The sequence below is a fragment of the Variovorax sp. AC194 genome, from assembly GCF_979257995.1.
Map to the genome: position 1 here is coordinate 5,658,178 of NZ_OZ409823.1, position 25,652 is coordinate 5,683,829.

Consider the following 25,652-nt stretch of genomic DNA (forward strand, 5'->3'; position numbering starts at 1 on the left):
TCAGAGAACGGTGAGCTGTTGCCAGCCCTGCCATTGGGCGCCGGGCGCCAGCGTCACTTGCTCGTCGATGCGCGCGGCCTCGACGCAGAGCATGTGGCGGTAGCCGTCGGCCGGCATGTCGGTCAGTTTGGCGCAGAGCTCGGCGCCCGGGTTCCACACCACGGTTTCGGTGCAGCTCGCGCTTTGCGAGATTTCGAGCGTGCCGCTCGGCTGCACGAGACGCAGCGGTTTTGCGGGCGCCGCATAGACGCTGTCGAACTCGGCGTCGAACCGCAATGCGGCAGCGGTCTCCACATGGCGGTCGTCGCGCAGCGAATCCCAGCGGTTGGCGCCTTCGAGGCCCTCGAGCCGCACCTGGGCGATGTCGTCGACGTGCAAGTAGGAATGCAGCGCCGCGGCAAAGGCCCAGGGCGCGGGGCCCGTGTTGGTCAGCGTGAGCGCGATGCGGAGCTGGCCGGGGGCCAGCGTCGCTTCCAGGCGTGCCTCGAAAGCGTGCGGCCAGAGCGCCCGGGTGGCCTCGTTGTCGCGCAGCCGGAACGCCAGGGTTCCCGGCGCGGTGCCCGAGGCCTGGAGTTCCCAAGGCAAATTGCGCATGAAACCATGCTTGGGCAGCATGCCGCGCATGTTGAACTGCGGGCAGCAAATGGGCACGCCGCCCCGGATCGCGGTCTTGCCGTCGAACACCGCGCGGGGGCTGAGAAAGAACCTTTCCCCTCCGTCGGCCGTGGTCCACGAGAGCACCTGCGCACCGTGCAGGGCGATCGCGAGGGTGTTTCCGTCCGCGCCGGTGGCACGGATCGCGGGCTGGCCGCGCAAGTCGATCGGGGTGATTTCCATGTGAGGAATTGTAGGCAGCCCCCGTGCCATGGCACGGAATTGGCATCGGGGGCCCATTGCGTGGCCGGGGCCTTCTTGGATACCCTGTCTCCCTCTAAAAAACACTCACACATCCAAAGGGGAATCTCATGAAGAAAAAGCTGCCGATGGCCGCATGGATCCTGATTGCCATGGTGCTCGGCATCATCGTCGGCTACATGATCTTCTCCAGCTTCCCGGACAAGAAGGCTGCCAAGGAAATCGCGGACTACGTGTCCATCGTCTCGGACGTGTTCCTGCGCCTGATCAAGATGCTGATCGGCCCGCTGGTGTTCTCCACGCTGGTGGTGGGCATCGCGCACATGGGCGACGCCAAATCGGTGGGCCGCGTGTTCGGCAAGGCGATCGGCTGGTTCCTCACCGCCTCGCTCATCTCGCTGGTCATCGGCCTCATCATGGCCAACCTGCTCAAGCCCGGCGAGAACCTGGGGCTGCCGCTGCCGGACATCGGCGCCTCGGCCAACCTGGCCACCTCCAAGTTCACGCTCAAGGACTTCGTGAGCCACACGGTGCCCAAATCGTTCGTGGAGGCCATGGCCAACAACGAGATCCTGCAGATCGTGGTGTTCTCGATGTTCTTCGGCGTGGCGCTCGCCTCGCTGGGCGACAAGGCCAAGACGCTGGTGGCCGCCATCGAAGAACTCTCGCACGCCATGCTCAAGATCACCGGCTACGTGATGAAGCTCGCGCCCCTGGCGGTGCTGGCCGCCATGGCCGCCACGGTGGCGGTGAACGGCCTGGGCATCCTCCTGAAGTTCGCCGTGTTCATGGGCGACTTCTACCTGGGCCTCTTCGTGCTGTGGAGCGTGCTGGTGCTGGCGGGCTTCCTCTTCCTCGGGCCGCGCGTGTTCAAGCTCTTGGTGCTCATCAAGGAAGCCTTCCTGCTGTCGTTCGCCACGGCGAGCTCCGAGGCGGCGTATCCGAAGATCCTGCAGGCGCTCGACCGTTTCGGCGTCAAGCGAAAGATCTCCAGCTTCGTGATGCCGATGGGCTATTCGTTCAACCTGGACGGCTCGATGATGTACTGCACCTTCGCCGTGCTCTTCATCGCGCAGGCCTACAACATCCACATGCCGATCAGCACGCAGGTCACCATGCTGCTGATCCTCATGCTCACCTCCAAGGGCATGGCCGGCGTGCCGCGCGCATCGCTGGTGGTGATTGCCGCCACGCTCAACCACTTCGACATTCCCGAGGCCGGCCTGCTCTTGATCCTGGGCGTGGACACGTTCCTGGACATGGGCCGCTCGGCCACCAACGCGGTGGGCAATTCCATCGCCACCGCGGTGGTCGCCAAGTGGGAGGGCGAGCTGCTCTCCGAGGGCGATGCCGAGGTCAATGCGAAGGCGATCGACGAGGAAGCCAACGCCACCCTCGCCCACCCGGCCCACGCGTGAGGCGCGCCATGAACCTCAAGGCCACGCGCGCGGTTCTCCTTGCCGGACTGGTGGCGGCCGCCTCGCTCGCCGCGGCACCGGCGCATGCGCAGGAGCAGCTCACCGGCACGCTCGCCAAGGCGCGCGAGTCGGGCGCCATCACCATCGGCTACCGCGAGTCGTCGGTGCCCTTCTCGTACCTCAATGCGCGCAAGGAGCCGATCGGCTATTCGATCGAGCTGTGCCGCGCGCTGGTCACCGCCATCGAGGACGCGGTGAACAAGAGCCTCGCAATCAAGTGGGTGCCCGTGACTTCCGATTCGCGCATCGACGCGGTCGCCGGCGGCAAGGTCGACCTGGAGTGCGGCTCCACCACCAACAACCTGGAGCGCCAGAAGCGCGTCGCCTTCTCGCCCACGATGTTCGTCTCGGGCACCAAGGTGCTGGTGAAAAAGGGCGCGCCGATCAAGTCGTTCCGCGACCTCGCCGGCAAGAAGGTGGCTGTGACCGCAGGCACCACCAACGAGAAGACGCTGCGGGAGCTCTCGGAGAAGTTCAAGCTCGGCATCAACCTGCAGGTGGCGCGCGACCACGCGGAATCGTTCGGGCTCGTGAAAAGCGGCCAGGCCGATGCGTTTGCGACCGACGACGTGCTGCTCTACGGCCTCATCGCGCAGGACGCCGCCAAGGCCGACTACGAGGTGGTAGGCGACTTCCTCTCCTACGACCCCTACGGGATCATGTACCGCAAGGGCGACGCGCAACTGGCCAAGGTGGTCAACGACACCTTCCAGGTGCTGGCCGAAGACGGCGAGATCGAGCGGCAGTACAAGCGCTGGTTCCTGCGCAAGCTCCCTTCGGGCGAGAGCATCAACCTGCCGATGAGCGCGCAGCTGGAGACGATCATCCAGACGATGTCGGTGAAGGCCGAGTAGGCCTTGTGCGGCCGCCGCCGGGCCGCCCCAAGGCGGTCCGCGCCTCCCCCTCGGGGGGTGGCGAATTACACGCAGCGCAGCGAAGTGAAAAGCCAGGGGGTCAACAGACCTATCGCGCTGGCCACTCCCAGCGCGGGATCTCGCTCATGTCCAGGTTCGCGATGCGGGTCTCGCCGAACTGCTTTTCCAGCACCACGGGTTGCAGGCCGTCGCAGTCGTCCAGCGCGGCGATCAGACGTGCGGCATGCGACACCACGATCACCTGCGACTGCCGCGCCGCCTGCGCGATGAGACGGCCGAGCGCCGGCAGCAGGTCGGGGTGCAGGCTGGTCTCGGGCTCGTTGAGCACCAGCAGCGCGGGCGGACGGGGCGTCAGGAGCGCCGCGATCCACAACAGGTAGCGCAGGGTGCCGTCAGAGAGTTCGGCGGCCGTCAGAGGCCGCAAAAGGCCGTGCTGATGCATCAGCGTCTCGAAGCGATCGTCGACCACGCGGACTTCGATGCTGGCGCCGGGGAAGGCATCGTCCACCGCGCTGTCGAGCGCATCGCTGTCACCGATCTCGCGGATGGTCTGGAGCGCGGCTGCGAGGTCAGCGCCGTCGTTGGCGAGCACCGGCGTGTAGGTACCGAGTTGCGGCCGGCGTGCGGGAGCTTCGGCATCGGAGCGGAAGTGATCGTAGAAGCGCCACGAGCGCATCTGCTCGCGCAGCATGAGCATCTCGGGGGCCGTACGCGGGTCGGCGTACTCGGTCATCATGCTGGCGAAGACCGGTATCGGCCGCTCCACAGCCTGCCAGCTCTTGCCATCCTCGCCACGCAGACGCAGCGCGGCGTTCTTGCGGTCGACCAGTTGGGCCGACGCGCGCAGCCACGGTCCACTCCAGATCACTTCGCGCTTGATTTCGGGGTCGTGCCCGAACTCCGTGTTGCGCGGTGTCGGCAGGCCAATGTCGATCGCATAACCGAAGTCGTCGGCCTCGCTGCCCGCAAAACCCAGCCGCAGGGCGACTGGCCCGTTGCGGCCCGAACCCTGCACCGGTGCGTCGCCACGCAGCATCGCGGCCGAAAAGCTTTCGGGCCCGGCCCACAGGGTCGAAGACAACCCACCCTCACGAACCAGCGAGCGGATCACGCCCCCATTGGCAATCTCGGCCAACAGCCGCATCGAGCGGTACACGCTCGATTTGCCACTGCCGTTGCCTCCGGTGATGACGGTGAGCCGCCCGAGAGGCACCGTCAGCTGGCGCAGTGAACGGTAGCCAGCAATGGCGAGCGCGGAGAGCACGCGCTGCTGAAGAACGGCGTCAGGCGCCGGCCAGCTCGTCCGCGCGCGCCTGGGCGGCGGCGAAGTCGAGGTCGCCCGAGTAGATGGCGCGTCCGCAGATCACGCCTTCGACGCCTTCGAACTCGACCGCGCAGAGCTGGTCGATGTCGGCCATGTTCGAGAGACCGCCCGAGGCGATCACCGGGATGCTCAGCGCCTGCGCGAGCTTGACGGTGGCCTCGATGTTGATGCCCGAGAGCATGCCGTCGCGGCCGATGTCGGTGTAGATGATCGACTCGACCCCGTAGTCCTCGAACTTCTTGCCCAGGTCGGCCACCTCGTGGCCGGTGAGCTTGCTCCAGCCGTCGGTGGCGACCTTGCCGTCCTTGGCGTCCAGGCCCACGATGATGTGGCCGCCGAAGGCGCTGCACGCGTCTTTCAGGAACCCCGGGTTCTTGACCGCGGCGGTGCCGATGATCACGTAGCGCAGGCCGTCGTCGATGTAGCGCTCGATGGTGTCCAGGTCGCGGATGCCGCCGCCCAGCTGCACCGGGATGTCGTCGCCGACTTCCTTCAGGATCGCCTTGATCGCCGCGTGGTTCTGCGGCTTGCCGGCGAAGGCGCCATTCAGATCGACCAGGTGCAGCCGCCGCGCGCCGGCGGTGACCCACTTGCGGGCCATGGCGGCAGGGTCTTCGCTGAAGATGGTGGATTGGTCCATGTCGCCCTGCTTGAGGCGAACGCAGTGGCCGTCTTTGAGATCAATGGCGGGAATGAGGAGCATGGTGCCGGTCAGCAGAAGCGAAGGTTCAAGAAAGGAGGGAGGAATTGTTCAAGGACACCACGGAACCGGCTTTGCCGGGCCGTCGGTGTCGCCCCCGGTAGGGGGTTGGCGAAGCGGACACGCAGTGCCGCGCAGCCTGGGGGCGAGCAACAAGTCATGGGTTCCAGTGGAGGAAGTTGCGATAGAGCTGCAGCCCATGGTCCGCACTCTTCTCCGGGTGGAACTGGGTGGCAAAAATGTTATCGCGTGCGATGGCTGCGGTAAAGCTCGCGCCGTAATCGGCCTCGCCTACGCTGTGCCGGGCGTCGGCCGGCCGCGCGTAGAAGCTGTGCACGAAGTAGAAATAGCTCTGGTCGGGAATGTCCGCCCACACCGCGTGCGGCTGGGCCTGGCGCACCTGGTTCCAGCCCATCTGCGGCACCTTGAAGCGGCTGCCGTCGGCCTGCAGGCGCCCGGCCAGCTCGAACTTGATGACCTCACCCGGTATGAGGCCAAGGCCGTCGGTCGGGCCTTCGTCGCTGCGCGACAGCAGCATCTGCATGCCCACGCACACGCCGAAGAGCGGCTTGTTCGCCGCCGCCTCGAGCACCGATTCCTGAAGACCCGAGTCGCGCAGCTCGCGCATGCAGTCGGGCATCGCGCCCTGCCCCGGCAGCACCACGCGCGTGGCCTTGCGCACCACGTCCGGGTCGGAGGTGACGAACACCTCCACGCCCACCTGGTCGGCCGCATGGCGCACGGCCTGCGACACCGAGTGCAGGTTGCCCATGCCGTAGTCGACAACGGCGACGGAATTCGTTGCTACATATTTCATAGCTGTTCGCCAGCGGCTTTCAGAGCGAACCCTTGGTCGACGGAATGACGCCAACGGAGCGCGGATCGAGCTCCAGCGCGCCGCGCATGGCACGGGCGAAGGCCTTGAAGACCGTCTCGCACTGGTGGTGCGCGTTCACGCCCTTCAGGTTGTCGATGTGCAGCGTGACGAAGGCGTGGTTCACGAAACCCTGGAAGAACTCGTAGGTGAGCTGGCTGTCGAAGGTGCCGATCATTCCGCTGGTGAAGGGCACGTGCATCACGAGGCCGGGGCGGCCCGAGAAGTCGATGACCACGCGGCTCAATGCCTCGTCCAGCGGCACGTAGGCATGGCCGTAGCGGCGGATGCCCTTCTTGTCGCCGATGGCCTGGGCCACGGCCTGGCCGAACGTGATGCCCACGTCTTCCACCGTGTGGTGGCCGTCGATGTGCAGGTCGCCCTGGCAGTCGATGTCCAGGTCGATCAGCCCGTGGCGGGCGATCTGGTCGAGCATGTGGTCGAAGAAGCCGATGCCGGTGGAAAGCTTGGCCTTGCCGGTGCCGTCGAGGTTCACGCTGACGGTGATCTTCGTCTCGGCGGTGTTGCGGGTGACCGACGCGGTGCGATCGGTGCTCTGTGGGGTGGTCATAGTGAGGCTTCGAGTGCCGCCAGCATCCGCGCATTCTCGTCGGCCGTTCCGACGGTCAGGCGCAGGCAATTTGCCAGCAGTTCGTGCATTTTAGAAACGTTCTTCACCAGCACCCCCTGAGCCTTCATGCCCTCGAAGGTCTTGGCGGCATCGGGGACGCGCAAAAGGATCATGTTCGCGTCGCTCGGCCAGGTCTTCACGCCCGGCAGCCGGCCCAGGCCCGTCATCAGGCGCTCGCGCTCCTCGCGGATCTGTTTCGCCTGCGCCTCGAACACTTCGGCGTGCTCCAGGGCGAACAGCGCGCACTCGCAGTTGAGCACGCTGATGTTGTAGGGCGGACGCACCTTGTCGACCTCGGCGACGAGCGCCGCCGGCCCCATGAGGTAGCCCAGGCGAATGCCGGCCAGGCCGAACTTGCTGAGCGTGCGCATCAGGAGCACGTGGCGGTGCTTCGCGAGGCGGTCGATGTAGCTGCGGGCGGCAAAGGGCTGGTAGGCCTCGTCGATCACCACCAGGCCGCCCTGCGCGCCCTGGGCCTGGACGATTTTCTCGACGACCGCGTCGTCCCAGAGGTTGGCGGTCGGGTTGTTCGGGTACGCGAGATAGACGATGGCGGGCTTCTCGCGCGCGATGGCGGCCAGCATGGCGGCCTCGTCCAGCTCGAAGTCGGCCGTGAGCGGCACGCCCACGAAGCGAAGGCCCTGCAGCTGGGCACTCATGGCGTACATCACGAAGCCGGGCACGGGCGCGAGCACCGTGGCGCCGGGCTGGTCGCAGGCGATGGCCAGGAGCGAGATCAGCTCGTCCGAGCCGTTGCCCAGCATCAGCGAAAAGCCTTCGGGCATCTGCGCGTGCGCGGCCAGCGCGCGCTGCAGGTCGGCGCCGCGGTCGCCCGGGTAGCGGTTGAGCGCGAGCGCGCCCAGCCGCGCGCCGAGTTCGGCCTGCAGCGCGGGCGGCAGGCCGAAGGGGTTTTCCATCGCATCGAGCTTGATGAAGCCGCGCGCGTCCTGCACGGCGTAGGCGTGCATGGCGCGCACGTCGGCGCGGATGCGCTGCAGCGCGGGGAGAGAGTCAGACATAGGAGATTCGCTGGGGGTCGAAGACCATCGGGTGGTCGTTGGCGTCGAACAGGTCGAGCAGTTCGCCCAAGCCGTCCTCGCGCTTGACCAGCGCGTATTCGGCTTCGGAGATGAGGTTGACGGTCAGCATGGCGATGGCCTCGCCCTCGTCCACTGTGACGCCGGAGAGCATGCGCGCATCAGGCCCGTAGATCGGCGTGAGGAAGAAGAAGGTCTGGAACCCGCAGAACGACAGCGGCGGCTCGGGATCGGCACGCGATGGCCGCTGGCCAGGAAGAAGCGGTCGAAGGCCGGCAGCTTGGCGAGCCAGCGCAGGTTCGAGATGTATTCGGGGTTCAGGTCGCGCACGTACCAGACCAGCTCGGCCGCGCGCGTCATGCCCTCGGGCACGCCGTGGGGCGGCGCGGGCATGAGCCGGTCGCTCATGCCGTTGGTGACGAGCACGTAGCCCTCGTCGTCGGCCAACTCCTCACCCTCACTGTCTTCGACGAAGTTGCGGCCGAAGGCGTGGATGTCGACGCGGTGCTCGGCGTCGGCGCTGTCCAGGAAGGTCTGCTCGGGCTCGTCTTCGAGCGCGTCGAGCATGGCCTGCAGGCGCAGCTGGGCGCGCGTCGGCGCCGCGGCTGCCGCACCGCCCATCAGGGCCTTTTTCAACTTGTCGAACATGGCGGGATCAGGATGCGCAGCGAAAGCTGTTCTGCAGCGCGCTGGACAGCACCAGCTGCACCGGCATGTCGGCCTCGTAGAGCTCCGCATTGCGCTTGAGCTCGGCCTGGAAGAGCGAGCGCGCCATCGAGGGCTCGAGCCGGCGGCCGTCGACGCAGAACAGCGGCTTCTGGCCGGTGCGCCGCGCCGTGTCGCTGGCTTCGCGCAGGCCTTCGAGCACGCCCACGAGGTAGTAGCTCGCGTAGGCCTTGCCCTCTTTCTTTTCCTTGACCTCGAGCGTGTGGAACTCGCGCAGGGTCATGGCCTGCGCACCGACGCCGGCCGCGAGCGCGAACACAAGTGCGAACCCCAGCATCGGCAGACGAACGGTGCGCTTCATGGCTTTTACTTGCGGTAGCGCGGCGGCGGCGCGTAGGCGCCGTCGGCCGGGAAGGCGCTGGGCTGCGGCGGCGTGGCATCGCGGCGCGGACGGCGCGGGGCCTGGGGCTGTTCGAGCTCGAACAGCGCGGCGCCGATCACGCCGATGTTGCGCACGTCGCCGGCCTCGGTGTTCGCGGCGTAGGCACGGCCCGGCGTGGCGAAGCGGAAGGCGGCGACCTCGCTCTGGCTCTTGCGGAAGCCCTCGATGTTCAGCGTCTCCTGCGGGCGCAGCACGTAGCCGCCGTTGCGCAGGCTCCCGGCCTTGCCGGTGAGCACGTCCAGCCCGTCGACGGTGGCGATCACCTCGTAGCTGCGGTCGCTCAGGTTGCGAAAGCGCAGCGTGTAGCGCGCGCCTTCGATGCCGGCCAGGCGGAACATGTCGCTGCTGCTACTGCCGCTACTGCTGCTACTGCCGCGGCGTGCGCGCTGCAGCGGCAGCGGGCGGTTGCTCTCGTCGAGCACCGACCATTCGACGTCGCCCTGGGCGAGCTGCAGGTTGAGCCGGCGCTCGGGGTTGTTGCCCACATCGTGGCGCACGGCGGACGCTTCGTTGTAGCCCACCGAAGCCACTTCGTCGGGCTGCTCGGACAGCCGCTTGGCCACGACGGTGCGGGTCTTCGACTCGATGCCCTCGCCCCATTGGGTGCCAAGTTGTGCGGGTGCAGGTGCGGCCGGCGCGGCGCTGGGCGTGGCGGACATCGCAGCCGTTTCGCCGCGGTTCTGCGGCATCTGCGTGCAGGCGGCCAGCAAGGCGGCGCCTGCCACGAAGCCGGTGGCGAAACGGAAAAATCTCGAACGATAGAGACGTTGAATCATCTGGCGTGCTCCTCCCTGAAGCGGGGTTGTTGGAGCCTCAGATCTTACGCAGGCGCATGCGGGCGGCTTCGGCGTGCGCCTGCAGGCCCTCGCCTTCGGCCAGCGTGACCGCGATCGGGCCGAGCACCTGCGCGCCGGCTTCGCTCACCTCGATCAGGCTGGAGCGCTTCTGGAAGTCGTACACGCCCAGCGGGCTGGAGAAGCGCGCCGTGCCGCTGGTGGGCAGCACGTGGTTCGGGCCGGCGCAGTAGTCGCCCAGGCTCTCGCTGGTGAAGGCGCCCAGGAAGATCGCGCCGGCGTGGCGCAAGAGCGGCTCCCAGCGGCCCGGCTCGCTGCTGCTGACTTCCAGGTGCTCGGGGGCGATGCGGTTGCTGATCTCGCAGGCCTCTTCCATGCTTTTGGTGTGGATCAGCGCGCCGCGCCCGTTGAGCGAGGCGGCGATGATTTCGGCGCGCGGCATGGCGGGCAGCAGGCGATCGATTTCGGCCTGCACGCGGTCGATGTAGGCGGCGTCGGGGCACAGCAGGATGCTCTGCGCGAGCTCGTCGTGCTCGGCCTGGCTGAAGAGATCCATCGCCACCCACTCGGGCGGCGTGGTGCCGTCGGCCAGCACGAGGATCTCGCTCGGGCCCGCGATCATGTCGATGCCCACGGTGCCGAACACGCGGCGCTTGGCGGCGGCCACGTAGGCGTTGCCGGGGCCGGTGATCTTGTCGACCGCGGGGATGGTGGCGGTGCCGTAGGCCAGCGCCGCCACGGCCTGCGCGCCGCCGACGGTGAAGCCGCGCGTGACGCCGGCCACGTAGGCGGCGGCGAGCACGAGCTGGTTCTTTTCACCTCTGGGCGTCGGCACGACCATGATGATTTCGCCCACGCCCGCGACGTGCGCGGGAATCGCGTTCATCAGCACGCTCGACGGGTACGCGGCCTTGCCGCCCGGCACGTAGATGCCCACGCGGTCCAGCGGCGTGACCTTCTGGCCGAGCAGCGTGCCATCGGCGTCGCGGTAGCTCCAGCTCTCGCCGCTCGCCTTCTTCTGGGCCTCGTGGTAGCTGCGCACGCGGCGCGCGGCGGCTTCGAGCGCGTCGCGCTGGGCGGCGGGCAAGGCCTCGAACGCGGCCTTCAGTTCGGCTTGCGTGAGCTCCAGTTCGGGCAGCGTTTTCGCGTCGAGCTTGTCGAAGCGGTTGGTGTATTCGAGCACCGCGTCGTCGCCGCGCTTTTGCACATCGGCCAGGATGTCGGCCACCACTTTCTCGATTGCAGCATCCGCGTCCGCGGACCAATGCAGCCGCGCCTTGAATTCAGCGTCGAAGCTGGCTGAAGTCGTGGAGAGACGGGCGGGGGCTGCTTTCAGAGTCATGGGGCGGGAGATTGGGCGGGAGGAATGGCTGACGCGAACGCGTCGATGATGCGGCGAATGGGTTCGCGCTTGAGCTTGAGCGCGGCCTGGTTGACGACCAGCCGGGCGCTGATGTCCATGATGCGTTCCACCTCGACGAGGTGGTTGGCCTTGAGCGTGTTGCCGGTGGAGACCAGGTCGACGATGGCGTCGGCCAGGCCCGTGAGCGGCGCGAGCTCCATGCTGCCGTAGAGCTTGATGAGGTCCACGTGCACGCCCTTGCTCGCGAAGAAGTCGCGCGAGAGGCCCACGTACTTGGTCGCCACGCGCAGGCGCGAGCCCTGGCGCACGGCCGAGGCGTAGTCGTAGTCGGCGCGCACGGCCACGCTCAGGCGGCAGGCCGCGATGCGCAGGTCCAGCGGCTGGTACATGCCCTGGTTGCCGTTTTCCAGCAGGACGTCCAGGCCGGTCACGCCCAGGTCGGCACCGCCGTACTGCACGTAGGTGGGCACGTCGGAGGCGCGCACCAGCACCACGCGCACGTCGGGGCGGGTGGTCTCCAGGATCAGCTTGCGCGACTTCTCGGGGTCTTCGGTGACCTCGATGCCGGCCGCGGCCAGGAGAGGCATCGTCTCTTCGAAGATGCGGCCTTTGGAAAGCGCCAACGTGATCATGCGGCGGCTCCGGTCACGCGCTCGATGTCGGCGCCCAGGCCGCGCAGCTTGGCTTCCATGCGGTCGTAGCCGCGATCGAGGTGGTAGATGCGATCGACCAGCGTCTCGCCCTCGGCCACGAGGCCGGCGATCACGAGGCTGGCGGAAGCGCGCAGGTCGGTGGCCATCACGGTGGCGCCCGAGAGCTGGGGCACGCCCTCGACCATCGCGACCTTGCCCTCGACATGGATGGTCGCGCCCAAGCGCACCATCTCGTTCACGTGCATGAAGCGGTTCTCGAAGATGGTTTCGGTGACCATCGAGGCGCCGCGCGCGATCACGTTCAGCGCCATGAACTGGGCCTGCATGTCGGTCGGGAAGCCCGGATATTCGGTGGTGCTGAAGCTCTGCGCCTTCAGGTGCTCGCTGGCCGGGGCCTTGGAGCTGATGCGCACACCGCCCTCTTCCCGCGCGACCGTGCAGCCGGCGTCGCGCAGCTTGTCGATCACCGCGTCCATGTGGTCGGCGCGGGCGTGGCGCAGGAACACCTCGCCGCCCGTGGCCGCGACGGCGCACAGGAACGTGCCGGCCTCGATGCGGTCGGCCACCACGGCGTGCTCGCAACCGTGCAGCTTTTCGACGCCCTGGATGCGGATGTGGCTCGTGCCGTGGCCTTCGATCTTCGCGCCCATGCGGATCAGCATTTCGGCCAGATCGACGATCTCGGGCTCCTGCGCGGCGTTTTCGAGCAGCGTCTCGCCCTCGGCGAGCGCGGCGGCCATGAGGAAGTTCTCGGTGCCGGTGACGGTGACCATGTCGGTCAGGATGCGCGCGCCCTTCAGGCGGGTGCGGCCCGCGGGCAGGCTGGCAATCATGTTGCCGTGCTCGACCACGATCTCGGCGCCCATCGCCTGCAGGCCCTTGATGTGCTGGTCGACGGGCCGCGAGCCGATGGCGCAGCCACCGGGCAGCGACACCTTGGCGTGGCCGAAGCGCGCGAGCAGCGGGCCGAGGGCCAGCACCGAGGCGCGCATGGTCTTCACGAGCTCGTAGGGAGCCTCGGGATTCGTGAGGTCGCCGGCATTCAGTTGAACGGTGCCGTTGTCGTCGCGCTCGGCCACGACACCCATGTTGCGCACCAGCTTGAGCATCGTCGACACGTCCTGCAGGCGCGGCACGTTGTGCAGCGTCACGGGCTGGTCGGTCAAGAGGGCCGCGCACAGCTCGGGCAGCGCGGCATTCTTGGCGCCGGAAATGAGCACCTCGCCGCGAAGCTGGCGCCCGCCGCGAATCAGAAGTTTGTCCATCGAGGATCCAGCGAAATGGGGTGGCCCGAGGGCCGGAAAGTTACTTTTCCACCGCCGCCCATTCGGCCGGCGTGTAGGTTTTCATCGAGAGCGCATGCACTTCGTCGGTGTGCATTTTCGCACCGAGGGTGGCGTAGACCCGCTGGTGACGCTGGATGGCGCGCTTGCCCTCGAATTCGGCCGAGACGATGGTCGCGTACCAATGTCGGCCGTCGCCTTCCAGCGAGATGTGCTCGCAGGGGAGGTGGGACTGGATCAGGGCCTGGAGTTGTTCGGCGGTCATGGGTCTGGAAAGGGGCGTTCAGCCCCGGATTTTGTAGCCGATACGGAGGAGATGGACAGCGACGGCGCTCACCACCAGCCAGGCGGTGCCCACGATGCCCAGGCTCAGCCAGGGCGAAGCGTCACTCACGCCGAAGAAGCCGTAGCGGAAGCCGTCGATCATGTAGAAGAACGGGTTCAGGTGGCTCACGCCCTGCCAGAACGGCGGCAGCGAGCCAATCGAATAGAACACGCCCGAGAGGAAGGTCATGGGCATGATCAGGAAATTCTGGAAGACGGCCATCTGGTCAAACTTCTCGGCCCAGAGGCCGGCGATCAGGCCCAGGGTGCCGAGCATCGCGGCGCCCAGCAGCGCGAAAACGACGATCCACACCGGTGCCACGAAATTCGGCATCGCGAAGAACACGGTGACGACGAACACGCCGAGCCCCACCGCCAGCCCGCGGATGATCGACGAGCCCACGTAGGCGAAGAACCAGCCCCAGTGCGACAGCGGCGTGAGCAGCACGAACACCAGGTTGCCCATGATCTTGCTCTGGATGATCGAGGACGAACTGTTCGCAAAAGAGTTCTGCAGCACGCTCATCATCACGAGCCCCGGCACCAGGAAGGCCGTGTAGCCCACCGAGCCATAGACCTTCACATGGTCTTCGAGCACGTGGCCGAACACCATCAGATACAGCAGCGCGGTGAGCACCGGCGCACCGACGGTCTGGAAGCCGACTTTCCAGAAGCGCAGCGTCTCCTTGTAGAGCAGCGCGCGCCACCCAGTGACGGCCATCATCGCGACACCTCCAGCGGCGTCTGCTCGCCCGCCATCAGGTCGATGAACACGTCTTCCAGGTCGGCCTTGCGCATTTCCACGTCTTCCACCGCGACGCCGGCTTCGCGGATCGCGGCCAGCAATTGTTCGACTTCATGAGCGTTCTGCGCCGGCAGCTGCACGATGCGGCCGGTGATGCGCGCGTGCTGGGCAATGGCCCAGGGCAGCATCGCATCGGTCTTGAAGCGCAGCACGTTGCTCGCGGCCGATTTCAAGAGTTCGCTGGTGCGGTCCAGCGCGATCACGCGGCCCAGCTTGAGCATCGCGATGCGGCTGCACAACGCCTCGGCCTCTTCGAGGTAATGGGTGGTCAGCAGCACGGTGCTGCCCTGCTTGTTGAGCCGGGCGACGAACTGCCAGAGGGTCTGGCGCAGCTCGACGTCGACACCGGCGGTGGGCTCGTCCAGCACGATGACGGGCGGCTTGTGCACCAGCGCCTGCGCCACCAGCACGCGGCGCTTCATGCCACCCGACAGCTGCCGCATGTTGGCCGTGGCCTTGTCGGTGAGGCCCAGGCTGTGCAGCAGCTCGTCGATCCAGTCGTCGTTGTTCTTGATGCCGAAGTAGCCCGACTGGATGCGCAGCGATTCGCGCACGTTGAAGAAGGGGTCGAACACCAGCTCCTGCGGCACGATGCCCAACTGGCGGCGCGCTTCGGCGTAGTCGCGCTGCACGTCGAAGCCGTGCACGCTGATGGCGCCGGACGTGGGCCGCGAGAGGCCCGCGAGCATGCTGATCAGGGTGGTCTTGCCCGCGCCGTTGGGGCCGAGCAGGCCGAAGAACTCGCCCGGCTCGATCTGGAAGGAAACCTCGTCGACCGCGCGCAAGCCTTGTTTGCCTTGGGCTTTCTGCTGTCTGGAGGGAGGGTAGGTCTTGGAGACCGATTGGAATGAGATCGCGGGCATGGGAGCCCGCGATTTTAAGGGGCGCCCCCGCGAGCTGGCGCGTAGCGGCTCGATTGCCCTCATGCGGCCGCCGCCGGGCCGCCCCAAGGCGGGCCGCGCCCCACCCTCGGGGGGTGGCGAATTACACGCAGCGAAGCGAAGTGAAAAGCCGGGGGGCCAACAGTCAGGGCGCGGCGGGCAAAAGGCCCGCGATGCCGTACAGCGCAGCCAGTTCGCGCAGGCGCGGCGAAAGACCTTTGACCGAGAAACCGCGGCCCAGCGCACTGGATTCGCGGCGGCATTCGAGCAGCACCGCCAGCGCCGACGAATCGAACTGGGCCAGCGCGGTGGCATCGACCACCGTGGACGACGAATCCGTCTGGCCCTTGAGCCCCTGCTGCAGCATGCGCATGCAGGCCGGGGCCTCGTCGTGGGTGAGCTTGGTGGGCAGGACCAGCATGTGCGTTGCCGTGGGCCGGTCAGCCCTTGGTGTTGCTCTTGTTGCGGCTGGCCAGCGCGGTGATCAGGCCGTCAATGCCGCTCTTGTTGATTTCCTGCGCGAACTGCGTGCGGTAGGTATCGACCAGCCAGACGCCCAGCACATTGAGGTTGTAGACCTTCCAGCCCGCGCCCTGGCCCGGCGTCTTCTCCAGGCGATAGTCCAGCTGCACGGGGTCGCCGCGGCCCTGGATCTCGGTGCGCACCAGCACTTCCTTGTCGTCGGCCGAGCCGCGGAACGGACGCACGGTGACGGTCTGGTCGACCACCTGGTCGAGCGCGCCGGCGTAGGTGCGAACCAGCAGGGCCTTGAATTCTTCCTGCAGGCGCTTTTGCTGCTCGGGGGTGGCCTGGCGCCAGGCCGGGCCGACGGCCGAGGCCGTCATGCGCTGGAAGTTGACGTTGGGCATGATCTTGCTGTCGACCAGCACCATGATCTTGTTGACGTCGCCGGCCTTGATCGACGAGTCGGCCTTGATCGTCTCGAGCACGTCGCTCGACAGGCGCTTGACCAGCGCGTCGGGCGCCTCGTCGGCAGCGTAGGCCGGGCGGACGAAGGCGACGGCGGCGCCGAACAGCAGGGCACCGGCCAGAACCAGCCGGCCCACATCGCGTCGTTGCAAGATCTTGTTGTTCATGGAGAGTCCCTCAGAATTTTGAAAATGGACGAAGCACCCAGGTCGCGCAAGGCGTTTGAGTGCTGCGACAAGAACGGATTCGACAGGCCCGGGGCCGACCGGGTTCCTGAAGCGCAGGTGAAGCCTTGCAACGGGATGCAAGCGGCTTCATCGTCTGCCCCGCGCTTTTTACTTGCTTTCGGCGCCGTCGTCGGCCGGACTGTTGCCCGCACCGTCGTCCGGCGGATTGCCGTCGTAGACCTGGCTGCGGCGGCGCTGCAGGAACGCATCGCGCGTGAACGAATACCTGTCGAGCGCGGCTTCACCGAGCAGGCGGCTCGCGCGCAGGTACTGCGAACGCGTGTCGACGATGCGCAGTACCGAGAGCGAATTGCGCCAGGCCACGTCGTCCATCTGGGCGACCGGGTCGCCGAAGCGATCCACCGGCAGCGCGGCCGTGTCGCGCAGGGTCGAAGACCCGAGCAGCGGCAGCACGACGTACGGACCGGCGCCTACGCCCCAGTGGCCCAGCGTCTGGCCGAAGTCTTCTTCATGGCGCGGAATGCCCGCCTCGGTGGCCACGTCGAGCAGCCCGCCGAGTCCGAAGAAGGTGTTGACGTTGAGCCGCATGAAGGTCTCGGCGCTGTTTTGCACCTTGAACTGCACCACGTTGTTGGCAAGGTTCCAGACGTCGCCCAGGTTGTTGAAGAAGTTGTTCACACCCGTGCGCACCATCTGGGGCAGCGCGCGCTGGTAGGCGGTGGCCACCGGCACGAGCACGGCGTCGTCCACCGTGTCGTTGAAGCGAGAAACGCCGCGATTGAACGGCTCGAACGGATCGGCCGGATTGGCGTTGGGCCCGGTGGCACACCCGGCGACGATCACCAAGGCGGCGGCTGCCATCGCCCAGCGGGCACTATTAGCTATGCTTTTCATAGCATTCGATGCAAAGAATCGTGATTTCATTTTTTGTTGGCTGTTCCCGGCGCCGTATTCGAGCCCCCTTCGGCCGCCTTGCTGTAAAGGAACTGGCTGATCAGGTTCTCCAGCACCACGGCCGATTGGGTCGAGGTGATGGTGTCGCCGGCTTGCAAGTTCTTCTCCTCGGCGCCCGCTTCGATGCCGATGTACTGCTCGCCGAGCAGGCCACTGGTCAGGATCTTGAGCGAGCTGTCCTTGGGAAAACTGTAACGTTTTTGCAGGGCCAGTGTGACGTCGGCCTGAAAGGCCTTGTCGTTGAACGCGATGGATTCCACACGTCCGACCACCACGCCGGCACTCTTGACCGCGGTTTGTGGCTTCAAACCACCAATGTTGTCGAAGCGCGCGGTGACCGCGTAGGTCTGCTGGAAGTTCAGGCTCAGCAGGTTGGCCGACTGCAGCGCGAGAAACAGCAGTGCGGCCGCGCCGATGAGCACGAATAGGCCGACCCAGATGTCGTTGTTGGTACGTTGCATGGTTTGCACTCTCTAGAACGATGGGAGCGGTGCTCCTTTAGATACTGAACATCATGGCGGTGAGAAGGAAGTCCAGCCCCAGCACCGCGAGCGATGCCGTCACGACCGTGCGCGTCGTCGCGCGCGACACGCCCTCGGGCGTGGGCTGGGCCTCGTAGCCCTGCAGCAGCGCAATGAAAGTCACGGTGAAGCCGAAGACGATGCTCTTGATCACGCCGTTGCCGACGTCGCGCCACACATCGACGCCGCCCTGCATCTGGCCCCAGAACGCGCCCGGGTCGACGCCCAGCATCAGCACGCCCACCACGTAGCCGCCCATGATGCCGACCGCGCTGAACACGGCCGCCAGAAGCGGCATGGTGATGACGCCGGCCCAGAAGCGCGGCGCGAGGATGCGCTGCACCGGGTCGACGGCCATCATCTCCATGGCGCTCAATTGCTCGTCGGCCTTCATGAGGCCGATCTCGGCCGTGAGCGACGTGCCCGCGCGCCCGGTGAAGAGCAGCGCCGCCACCACCGGCCCGAGCTCGCGCACCAGGCTCAGCGTCACCAGGAGGCCGAGCGCCTCGGACGAGCCGTAGCGCTGCAGCGCGTAATACATCTGCAGCCCCAGCACGAAGCCGACGAACAGCCCCGACACGCCGATGATCGCGAGCGAGTAGTTGCCCAGGAAATGGATCTGGTCGCGCACGAGGCTGAAGCGACGCATGATCTGCGCGCCGGGCCCGACCAGGCGCATGAAGAGCTTGGCGCCATAGCCCAGATTCGCCAGATGGCTGCGCACGGAAAAACCGACGTCGGCGGGCTTCCACCAGCTCATGAGCGCCCTCCTTCGACGTTGCCGAAATCGTCTTCGATGCTGACGCCCGGGTAATGGAAGCGCACGGGCCCGTCGGGCAGCGCATTGACGAACTGGTGCACCAGCGGGTCGGTGCTCTCGCGCACTTCGGCCGGCGTGCCCTGCGCGGCGATGCTGCCGTTGGCCAGGATGATCACGTGATCGGCGATGCGGAAGGTCTCCTCGAGATCGTGCGACACCACGATGCTGGTGAGCCCGAGCGTGTCGTTGAGCTGGCGAATGAGGCGCGCCGCGGTGCCGAGCGAAATCGGATCGAGGCCGGCGAAAGGTTCGTCGTACATCACGAGGTCGGGGTCGAGCGCGATGGCACGCGCCAGCGCCACGCGCCGCGCCATGCCGCCCGACACCTCGCTGGGCATCAGGTCGCGCGCACCGCGCAGGCCGACCGCGTCGAGCTTCATGAGCACCACGTCGCGCACCAGCGCTTCGGACAATTGCGTGTGCTCGCGCAGCGGGAACGCCACGTTGTCGAACACGGTCATGTCGGTGAAGAGCGCGCCGAACTGGAAGAGCATGCCCATGCGGCGCCGAGCCGCGTAGAGCGCCGCGTTGTCGAACTTGCCGACATCGTGGCCGTCGAAATGCACCTCGCCGCGCTGCGCCCGCTGCTGTCCGCCGATCAATCGCAGCACGGTGGTCTTGCCGCCGCCGGAAGCGCCCATCAAGGCCGTGACCTTGCCGCGCGGGACGGCGAAAGAGACGCCGTCGAGAATCGCGCGCGCGCCGTAGCCGAACGTGACGTCACGGAACTCTACGAAGGGTTGTGGCTGTGCGGCTGGGTCCATCTCAATAAAAAAGCCGGGCGCCTTTTCAGGCATCCCGGCATGCGGTTTCCGCGAATGATAGCGGGGCCGTGACAGGCCCCGCGAAATTGAAACAAAAATCAGCGCGGCAAATCGCTGAATCCCATGAGGAATTCATCCACCGAGCGCGCGGCCTGGCGGCCCTCGCGAATCGCCCAAACCACCAGCGACTGGCCGCGGCGGATGTCGCCTGCAGCAAACACCTTCGGCACGTTGGTGGCGTAGCCGCCGATGAAGTCGACGCTCGCGCGGGCATTGCCGCGTGCGTCCTTCTCCACGCCGAAAGCGTCGAGCACGGTGGCCACGGGGCTGATGAAGCCCATCGCCAGCAGCACCAGGTCGGCCTTGAGGATCTGCTCGCTGCCGGCCACTTCCTGCATCTTGCCGTCCTTCCACTCGACGCGAACGGTCTTCAGGCCCGTGACCTTGCCCTTTTCGCCGATGAACTCCTTGGTGGAGATGGCGAACTCGCGCTCGCAACCTTCTTCATGGCTGGAGCTGGTGCGCAGCTTGATCGGCCAGTAGGGCCAGGTCAGCGGGCGGTTCTCTTCCTCGGGTGGCTGTGGCATCAGCTCGAACTGCGTGACGCTCACGGCGCCGTGGCGGTTGCTGGTGCCCACGCAGTCGGAGCCGGTGTCGCCGCCGCCGATGACGATCACGTGCTTGCCGTCGGCGCGCAGCTGGCCCTTGACCTTGTCGCCCGCGTTGACGCGGTTTTGCTGCGGCAGGAACTCCATCGCGAAATGGATGCCGTCCAGGTCGCGGCCGGGCACCGGCAGGTCGCGCGATTGCTCGGCGCCGCCGGTGAGCACCACGGCGTCGAAATCTTTCTGCAGTTGCTCGGGCGTGATGGTTTCCTTGGCGAGGTTGGTCACCTTGGAGCCCTTGCCCAGCGGCTCTTTCGCGGCGCCGATCATCACGCCGGTGCGGAAGATGACGCCCTCGGCCTTCATCTGCTCGACGCGGCGGTCGATGTGGGTCTTCTCCATCTTGAAGTCGGGGATGCCGTAACGCAGCAGGCCGCCGATGCGGTCGTTCTTCTCGAAGAGGGTCACGTCGTGGCCGGCGCGCGCCAGCTGCTGCGCAGCTGCCATGCCCGCCGGGCCCGCGCCCACCACGGCCACCTTCTTGCCGGTCTTGTGCTTGGCCACGCGCGGCGCGACCCAGCCTTCGTCCCAGGCGCGGTCGATGATCGCGTGCTCGATCGACTTGATGCCGATCGCGTCGTCGTTCACGTTGAGCACGCAGGCCGCCTCGCACGGTGCGGGGCAGATGCGGCCGGTGAACTCGGGGAAGTTGTTGGTCGAGTCGAGCACCGCGAAGGCGTTTTGCCAGTCGTCGCGGTATACGAGGTCGTTGAAGTCCGGAATGATGTTGTTGACCGGACAGCCGCTGTTGCAGAACGGCGTGCCGCAGTCCATGCAGCGCGCGCCCTGCACCTTGGCCTGCTCGGGCGTGAGGCCGACGACGAATTCCTTGTAGTGCTTGACGCGCTCGTCGATGGGCTTGTAGCCCTCTTCGATGCGCTCATGCTCCATGAAGCCGGTGATCTTTCCCATCGTGCTTTCCTCTGTTCTTCGTTTTCGTTGCCGCTCAGACCGCAGCCGTCGTGGCCGGTGCGACCAGTGCGTGCGGCTCCAGGCCCACGTGCGCGTTGTTGCCGCTGCTGCTGAGCTCGACCTTGCGGTCGTGCAGTTCGGCGAGTGCCCGCTTGTATTCGTTCGGGAACACCTTGACGAACTTGGTGCGCGAGACGGCCCAGCTGTCCAGCAGTTCGCGCGCGCGCTTGCTGCCCGTCCAGCGGTGGTGCTCTTCGAGCAGCTTCTTCAGTTGCGCCTCGTCGGTCTCGCCGCCGTGCCAGATCTTGCGGTGCACGCTGGCGGTCTGCTCGGCGGAGGTCAGCACCTTGTCGAGCGACACCATCGAGAGGTTGCAGCGCGTGGCGAACTGGCCGTCCTCGTCATAGACGAAGGCCACGCCGCCGCTCATGCCGGCCGCGAAGTTGCGGCCGGTCTTGCCGAGCACCGCGACCGTGCCACCGGTCATGTATTCGCAACCGTGGTCGCCCGTGCCTTCGATGACCGCCGTGGCACCCGAGAGGCGCACCGCGAAACGCTCGCCGGCCACGCCGCAGAGGTAGGCCTCGCCAGTGGTCGCGCCGTACAGCGCGGTGTTGCCGACGATGGTGTTGCGCACCGCCTCGCCGCGGAAGTCCAGGCTCGGACGCACCACCACGCGGCCGCCCGAGAGGCCCTTGCCGGTGTAGTCGTTGGCGTCGCCGATCAGGTACAGCGTGATGCCGCGTGCCAGGAACGCGCCGAACGACTGGCCGCCCGTGCCTTCGAGCTGGATGCGGATCGAATCGTCGGGCAGGCCCTGCGGATGCACCTTGGTCAGAGCGCCCGAGAGCATCGCGCCCACCGAGCGGTTGACGTTGCGCGCCACCTCGATGAACTGCACCTTCTCGCCCTTGTCGATGGCGGGACGCGACTTCTCGATGAGCTTGACGTCCAGCGCGCGCTCCAGGCCGTGGTCCTGGTTCTCGACATGGAAGCGCGCCACGTCGGCCGGCACGTTCGGCAGCGCGAACAGGCGGCTGAAGTCCAGGCCCGAGGCCTTCCAGTGCTCGATGCCCTTGCGGGTGTCCAAGAGGTCGGCGCGGCCGATCAGGTCGTCGAACTTGCGGATGCCCAGCTGGGCCATGATCTGGCGCACCTCTTCCGCGACGAAGAAGAAGTAGTTGACGACGTGCTCGGGCTTGCCCGAGAACTTCTTGCGCAGCACCGGGTCCTGCGTGGCCACGCCCACCGGGCAGGTGTTCAGGTGGCACTTGCGCATCATGATGCAGCCCTCCACCACCAGCGGCGCGGTGGCGAAGCCGAACTCGTCCGCGCCCAGCAGCGCGCCGATGGCGACGTCGCGGCCGGTCTTCATCTGGCCATCGGCCTGCACGCGGATGCGGCTGCGCAGCCGGTTGAGCACCAGCGTCTGCTGCGTTTCTGCCAAGCCGATTTCCCACGGACTGCCCGCATGCTTGATCGACGACCAGGGCGAGGCGCCCGTGCCGCCGTCGTGGCCCGCGATCACGACGTGGTCGCTCTTGCACTTGGCCACGCCTGCCGCGATGGTGCCCACGCCGATCTCGCTCACCAGCTTGACGCTGATGCTCGCGTGCGGCGCGGTGTTCTTCAGGTCGTGAATGAGCTGCGCCAGGTCCTCGATCGAGTAGATGTCATGGTGCGGCGGCGGCGAGATGAGGCCCACGCCCGGCACGGCATAGCGCTGCTTGCCGATGTATTCGGTGACCTTGCCGCCCGGAAGCTGCCCGCCCTCGCCCGGCTTGGCGCCTTGCGCCATCTTGATCTGGATCTGGTCGGCCGAATGCAGGTATTCGGCCGTGACGCCGAAGCGGCCCGACGCGACCTGCTTGATGCGCGAACGCAGCGAGTCGCCGTCCTGCAGCGGCAGGTCGACCTCGACGTTGGCCGCGCCGATCACGCTCTTGAGCGTGTCGCCCTGCTTGATCGGGATGCCCTTCAATTCGTTGCGGTAGCGCGCGGGGTCTTCGCCGCCTTCGCCCGTGTTGCTCTTGCCGCCGATGCGGTTCATGGCAATGGCGAGCGTGGCGTGCGCCTCGGTGCTGATGGAGCCGAGCGACATCGCGCCGGTGGCGAAGCGCTTGACGATGTCCGCGGCCGCTTCGACCTCGTCCACCGGAATCGCCTTGGCCGGATCGATCTTGAACTCGAACAGGCCGCGCAGCGTCAAGTGACGGCGGTTCTGGTCGTTGATGAGCTGCGCGTATTCCTTGTACGTGTTCCAGTTGTTGGAGCGCGTGCTGTGCTGCAGCTTGGCGATGGCGTCGGGCGTCCACATGTGCTCTTCGCCGCGCGTGCGCCAGGCGTATTCGCCGCCGGCGTCCAGCATATTGGCGAGCACCGGGTCGTCGCTGAACGCGGCCTTGTGCATGCGGATGGCTTCCTCGGCGATCTCGAAGACGCCGATGCCTTCCACGCGGCTGGCGGTGCCGGTGAAGTACTTGTTCACCGTCTCGGTGTTCAGGCCGATGGCCTCGAACAGCTGCGCGCCGCAGTAGCTCATGTAGGTGCTGACACCCATCTTCGACATGATCTTGGACAGGCCCTTGCCGATGGCCTTGACGTAGTTGTAGACCGCCTTGTCGGCGCTCAGGTCGCCCGGCAGGTCGGCGTGCATGGCCGCCAGGGTTTCCATCGCGAGGTACGGGTGCACGGCTTCCGCGCCGTAGCCGGCGAGCACGCCGAAGTGATGCACTTCGCGGGCCGAGCCGGTTTCGACCACGAGGCCGGCCGTGGTGCGCAGGCCTTCGCGGACCAGGTACTGGTGCACGGCCGAGAGGGCCAGCACCGCCGGAATCGCCACCTGCGTCGGGCTCACGCCGCGGTCGCTCACGATCAGGATGTTGTGGCCGCCCTTGATGGCGTCCACCGCTTCGGCGCACAGCGACGCGAGCTTGGCTTCGACGCCCTCGTCGCCCCAGGCGAGCGGGTAGGTGATGTCCAGCGCGTAGCTCTTGAACTTGCCCTGCGTGTACTTGCCGATGTCGCGCAGCTTGGCCATGTCGGCGAAGTCCAGGATCGGCTGGCTCACCTCGAGCCGCATCGGCGGGTTGACCTGGTTGATGTCCAGGAGGTTGGGCTTGGGGCCGATGAAAGACACCAGCGACATCACGATCGCTTCGCGGATCGGGTCGATCGGCGGGTTGGTCACCTGCGCGAACAACTGCTTGAAGTAGTTGTAGAGCGGCTTGTTCTTGTTGGAGAGCACGGCCAGCGGGCTGTCGTTGCCCATGGAGCCGATGCCCTCTTCGCCGGCCTGCGCCATCGGGCTCATCAGGAACTTGATGTCTTCCTGGGTGTAGCCGAAGGCCTGCTGGCGGTCGAGCAGCGCGACCTGGCTGAGCGGCGCGGAAACAGGCTCGGCCTTGACGCTATCGAGCTTGATGCGCAGGTTCTCGATCCACTGCTTGTAGGGCTTGCTGTTGGCGAGGGTGGCCTTGACCTCCTCGTCGTCGATCATGCGGCCCTGCTCCAGGTCGATCAGGAACATCTTGCCGGGCTGCAGGCGCCACTTGCGCACGATCTTCTGCTCGGGCACGGGCAGCACGCCCGACTCGGACGCCATGATGACCAGGTCGTCGTCGGTCACACAGTAGCGGGAAGGCCGCAGGCCGTTGCGGTCGAGCGTGGCGCCGATCTGGCGGCCGTCGGTGAAGACGATGGAGGCCGGGCCGTCCCAGGGCTCCAGCATCGCGGCGTGGTATTCGTAGAACGCGCGGCGGCGCGGGTCCATGGTGGCGTGCTGTTCCCAAGGCTCGGGAATCATCATCATCACGGCCTGGCTGATGGGGTAGCCCGCCATCGTCAGGAGCTCGAGGCAGTTGTCGAAGGTGGCGGTGTCGGACTGGCCGGCGAAGCTGATCGGGTAGAGCTTCTGCAGGTCGGCGCCCAGCACGGGCGACGACATGACGCCCTCGCGCGCCTTCATCCAGTTGTAGTTGCCCTTGACCGTGTTGATTTCGCCGTTGTGGGCGACGTAGCGGTACGGGTGGGCCAGCGGCCACTCGGGGAAGGTGTTGGTCGAGAAACGCTGGTGCACCAGACCCAGGGCCGAGACGCAGCGCTTGTCCTGCAGGTCCAGGTAATAGGTACCGACCTGGTCGGCCAGCAGCAGTCCCTTGTAGACCACGGTGCGGCTGGACATGCTCGGAACGTAGTATTCCTTGCTGTGCTTGAGCTTCAGGCGCTGGATGTTGGCGCTGGCGGTCTTGCGGATCACGTAGAGCTTGCGTTCCAGCGCGTCCTGCACGATCACATCGTTGCCGCGGCCGATGAAGACCTGGCGCAGCAGCGGTTCTTTTTCGCGCACGGTGGGCGACATGGGCATGTCGCGGTTGACCGGCACGTCGCGCCAGCCGAGCAGCACCTGGCCTTCGGCCTTGATGGCGCGTTCCATCTCCTGCTCGCAGGCTTCGCGGGAGGCGTGTTCCTTCGGCAGGAAGATCATGCCGACGCCGTATTCGCCCGGCGGGGGCAGCGTGACGCCCTGCTTGGCCATCTCTTCGCGGTACAGGTGATCGGGCAGCTGGATCAGGATGCCGGCGCCGTCGCCCATCAGCTTGTCAGCGCCCACTGCGCCGCGATGGTCCAGGTTCTCGAGGATCTTCAAGCCCTGCAGCACGATGGCGTGGCTCTTTTCGCCCTTGATGTGGGCCACGAAGCCGACGCCGCAGGCATCGTGCTCGTCGGCACCGGAATACAGACCGTGTTTTTGGAGATGTTCGATCTCGGCAGCCGTCGTCATGGCGCACTCCTTCAGTTTTCGCAGGGAAAGGGAGCATATTGCGATGCACAAAGAATGCCAAACACTTTAATTGGGGTCAGATTCTTATTAAAAGTCGAGTCATCTGATCGGGATTAAATTGGGGACATAT

26 protein-coding genes are annotated in these 25,652 nt (G+C 66.5%); 2 read left to right on the forward strand and 24 right to left on the reverse strand.

Annotated elements, in window-relative coordinates:
- On the reverse strand, window positions 1-837 hold the full coding sequence (locus tag ACZYRS_RS26875) for a D-hexose-6-phosphate mutarotase (protein WP_463421656.1): 837 nt from the start codon (window positions 835-837) through the stop codon (window positions 1-3).
- A 128-nt stretch (window positions 838-965) separates the two neighbouring features.
- On the opposite strand from ACZYRS_RS26875, the gene ACZYRS_RS26880 reads away from it, so the two are divergent.
- Together ACZYRS_RS26880 and ACZYRS_RS26885 are read left to right on the forward strand one after the other, a co-directional pair.
- Window positions 966-2,273, forward strand: a complete 1,308-nt coding sequence (locus tag ACZYRS_RS26880; protein ID WP_463421657.1) for a dicarboxylate/amino acid:cation symporter — start codon at window positions 966-968, stop codon at window positions 2,271-2,273.
- 8 nt (window positions 2,274-2,281) lie between these two features.
- Window positions 2,282-3,187: an amino acid ABC transporter substrate-binding protein gene (locus tag ACZYRS_RS26885; RefSeq protein WP_463421658.1), complete on the forward strand. Its 906-nt coding sequence runs from the start codon at window positions 2,282-2,284 to the stop codon at window positions 3,185-3,187.
- A gap of 109 nt (window positions 3,188-3,296) precedes the next feature.
- Here ACZYRS_RS26885 and ACZYRS_RS26890 read toward each other — a convergent pair whose 3' ends face one another.
- The 23 genes from ACZYRS_RS26890 to ACZYRS_RS27000 form a co-directional block, all read right to left on the reverse strand.
- Window positions 3,297-4,472 carry an AAA family ATPase gene (locus ACZYRS_RS26890; protein WP_463421659.1) on the reverse strand — a complete coding sequence of 392 codons (1,176 nt, stop codon included), beginning with the start codon at window positions 4,470-4,472 and terminating at the stop codon, window positions 3,297-3,299.
- A gap of 19 nt (window positions 4,473-4,491) precedes the next feature.
- Complete coding sequence (gene hisA / locus ACZYRS_RS26895) at window positions 4,492-5,235, reverse strand: 1-(5-phosphoribosyl)-5-[(5-phosphoribosylamino)methylideneamino]imidazole-4-carboxamide isomerase (RefSeq protein ID WP_093439766.1); 744 nt, start codon at window positions 5,233-5,235, stop codon at window positions 4,492-4,494.
- 154 nt (window positions 5,236-5,389) lie between these two features.
- On the reverse strand, window positions 5,390-6,049 hold the full coding sequence (gene hisH / locus ACZYRS_RS26900; RefSeq protein ID WP_463421660.1) for an imidazole glycerol phosphate synthase subunit HisH: 660 nt from the start codon (window positions 6,047-6,049) through the stop codon (window positions 5,390-5,392).
- 19 nt (window positions 6,050-6,068) lie between these two features.
- Window positions 6,069-6,677, reverse strand: coding sequence for an imidazoleglycerol-phosphate dehydratase HisB (gene hisB / locus ACZYRS_RS26905; RefSeq protein WP_198788818.1), 609 nt, complete (start codon window positions 6,675-6,677; stop codon window positions 6,069-6,071).
- The gene (hisC, locus tag ACZYRS_RS26910; RefSeq protein WP_463421661.1) at window positions 6,674-7,756 is read right to left on the reverse strand and encodes a histidinol-phosphate transaminase; all 1,083 of its coding nucleotides are present in this window, start codon (window positions 7,754-7,756) and stop codon (window positions 6,674-6,676) included. The genes hisB and hisC overlap by 4 nt, the downstream gene beginning before the upstream one ends.
- A complete protein-coding gene (locus ACZYRS_RS26915) occupies window positions 7,749-7,991 on the reverse strand; it encodes a suppressor of fused domain protein (RefSeq protein WP_463422544.1) in 243 nt (80 codons plus the stop codon). Before ACZYRS_RS26915 ends, hisC begins: the two co-directional genes overlap by 8 nt.
- On the reverse strand, window positions 7,880-8,422 hold the full coding sequence (locus tag ACZYRS_RS26920; protein ID WP_463421662.1) for a suppressor of fused domain protein: 543 nt from the start codon (window positions 8,420-8,422) through the stop codon (window positions 7,880-7,882). Before ACZYRS_RS26920 ends, ACZYRS_RS26915 begins: the two co-directional genes overlap by 112 nt.
- 7 nt (window positions 8,423-8,429) lie before the next feature.
- The gene (locus ACZYRS_RS26925) at window positions 8,430-8,801 is read right to left on the reverse strand and encodes a hypothetical protein (RefSeq protein WP_463421663.1); all 372 of its coding nucleotides are present in this window, start codon (window positions 8,799-8,801) and stop codon (window positions 8,430-8,432) included.
- A 5-nt stretch (window positions 8,802-8,806) separates the two neighbouring features.
- Window positions 8,807-9,658 (reverse strand): hypothetical protein, encoded by an 852-nt coding sequence (locus ACZYRS_RS26930; RefSeq protein ID WP_463421664.1) that lies wholly within the window; start codon window positions 9,656-9,658, stop codon window positions 8,807-8,809.
- A gap of 37 nt (window positions 9,659-9,695) precedes the next feature.
- The gene (gene hisD / locus ACZYRS_RS26935; RefSeq protein WP_463421665.1) at window positions 9,696-11,018 is read right to left on the reverse strand and encodes a histidinol dehydrogenase; all 1,323 of its coding nucleotides are present in this window, start codon (window positions 11,016-11,018) and stop codon (window positions 9,696-9,698) included.
- Window positions 11,015-11,671, reverse strand: a complete 657-nt coding sequence (gene hisG / locus ACZYRS_RS26940; protein ID WP_198788812.1) for an ATP phosphoribosyltransferase — start codon at window positions 11,669-11,671, stop codon at window positions 11,015-11,017. The genes hisD and hisG overlap by 4 nt, the downstream gene beginning before the upstream one ends.
- Window positions 11,668-12,957: a UDP-N-acetylglucosamine 1-carboxyvinyltransferase gene (murA, locus tag ACZYRS_RS26945; RefSeq protein WP_463421666.1), complete on the reverse strand. Its 1,290-nt coding sequence runs from the start codon at window positions 12,955-12,957 to the stop codon at window positions 11,668-11,670. The genes hisG and murA overlap by 4 nt, the downstream gene beginning before the upstream one ends.
- A gap of 40 nt (window positions 12,958-12,997) precedes the next feature.
- A complete protein-coding gene (locus ACZYRS_RS26950) occupies window positions 12,998-13,240 on the reverse strand; it encodes a BolA family protein (RefSeq protein WP_013539709.1) in 243 nt (80 codons plus the stop codon).
- An 18-nt stretch (window positions 13,241-13,258) separates the two neighbouring features.
- On the reverse strand, window positions 13,259-14,023 hold the full coding sequence (locus ACZYRS_RS26955) for an ABC transporter permease (protein ID WP_198788809.1): 765 nt from the start codon (window positions 14,021-14,023) through the stop codon (window positions 13,259-13,261).
- Window positions 14,020-14,967 (reverse strand): ABC transporter ATP-binding protein, encoded by a 948-nt coding sequence (locus ACZYRS_RS26960; protein WP_198788808.1) that lies wholly within the window; start codon window positions 14,965-14,967, stop codon window positions 14,020-14,022. Before ACZYRS_RS26960 ends, ACZYRS_RS26955 begins: the two co-directional genes overlap by 4 nt.
- A 163-nt stretch (window positions 14,968-15,130) precedes the next feature.
- A complete protein-coding gene (locus ACZYRS_RS26965; RefSeq protein ID WP_013539706.1) occupies window positions 15,131-15,406 on the reverse strand; it encodes an STAS domain-containing protein in 276 nt (91 codons plus the stop codon).
- Between the two features lie 19 nt (window positions 15,407-15,425).
- Window positions 15,426-16,082 (reverse strand): MlaC/ttg2D family ABC transporter substrate-binding protein, encoded by a 657-nt coding sequence (locus tag ACZYRS_RS26970; RefSeq protein ID WP_198788807.1) that lies wholly within the window; start codon window positions 16,080-16,082, stop codon window positions 15,426-15,428.
- Window positions 16,083-16,250: 168 nt separating this feature from the next.
- Window positions 16,251-16,964, reverse strand: coding sequence for an MlaA family lipoprotein (locus tag ACZYRS_RS26975; RefSeq protein WP_463421667.1), 714 nt, complete (start codon window positions 16,962-16,964; stop codon window positions 16,251-16,253).
- Window positions 16,965-17,023: 59 nt separating this feature from the next.
- The gene (mlaD, locus tag ACZYRS_RS26980; RefSeq protein WP_042579085.1) at window positions 17,024-17,518 is read right to left on the reverse strand and encodes an outer membrane lipid asymmetry maintenance protein MlaD; all 495 of its coding nucleotides are present in this window, start codon (window positions 17,516-17,518) and stop codon (window positions 17,024-17,026) included.
- Between the two features lie 37 nt (window positions 17,519-17,555).
- Entirely contained in the window at window positions 17,556-18,338 is a 783-nt protein-coding gene (mlaE, locus tag ACZYRS_RS26985; protein WP_198788805.1) for a lipid asymmetry maintenance ABC transporter permease subunit MlaE, read from the reverse strand.
- Window positions 18,335-19,162 (reverse strand): ABC transporter ATP-binding protein, encoded by an 828-nt coding sequence (locus tag ACZYRS_RS26990; RefSeq protein ID WP_233102071.1) that lies wholly within the window; start codon window positions 19,160-19,162, stop codon window positions 18,335-18,337. Before ACZYRS_RS26990 ends, mlaE begins: the two co-directional genes overlap by 4 nt.
- A gap of 98 nt (window positions 19,163-19,260) precedes the next feature.
- The gene (locus ACZYRS_RS26995) at window positions 19,261-20,739 is read right to left on the reverse strand and encodes a glutamate synthase subunit beta (protein ID WP_463421668.1); all 1,479 of its coding nucleotides are present in this window, start codon (window positions 20,737-20,739) and stop codon (window positions 19,261-19,263) included.
- A gap of 34 nt (window positions 20,740-20,773) precedes the next feature.
- Window positions 20,774-25,522, reverse strand: a complete 4,749-nt coding sequence (locus tag ACZYRS_RS27000) for a glutamate synthase-related protein (RefSeq protein WP_463421669.1) — start codon at window positions 25,520-25,522, stop codon at window positions 20,774-20,776.
- Between the last annotated feature and the right edge of the window lie 130 nt (window positions 25,523-25,652).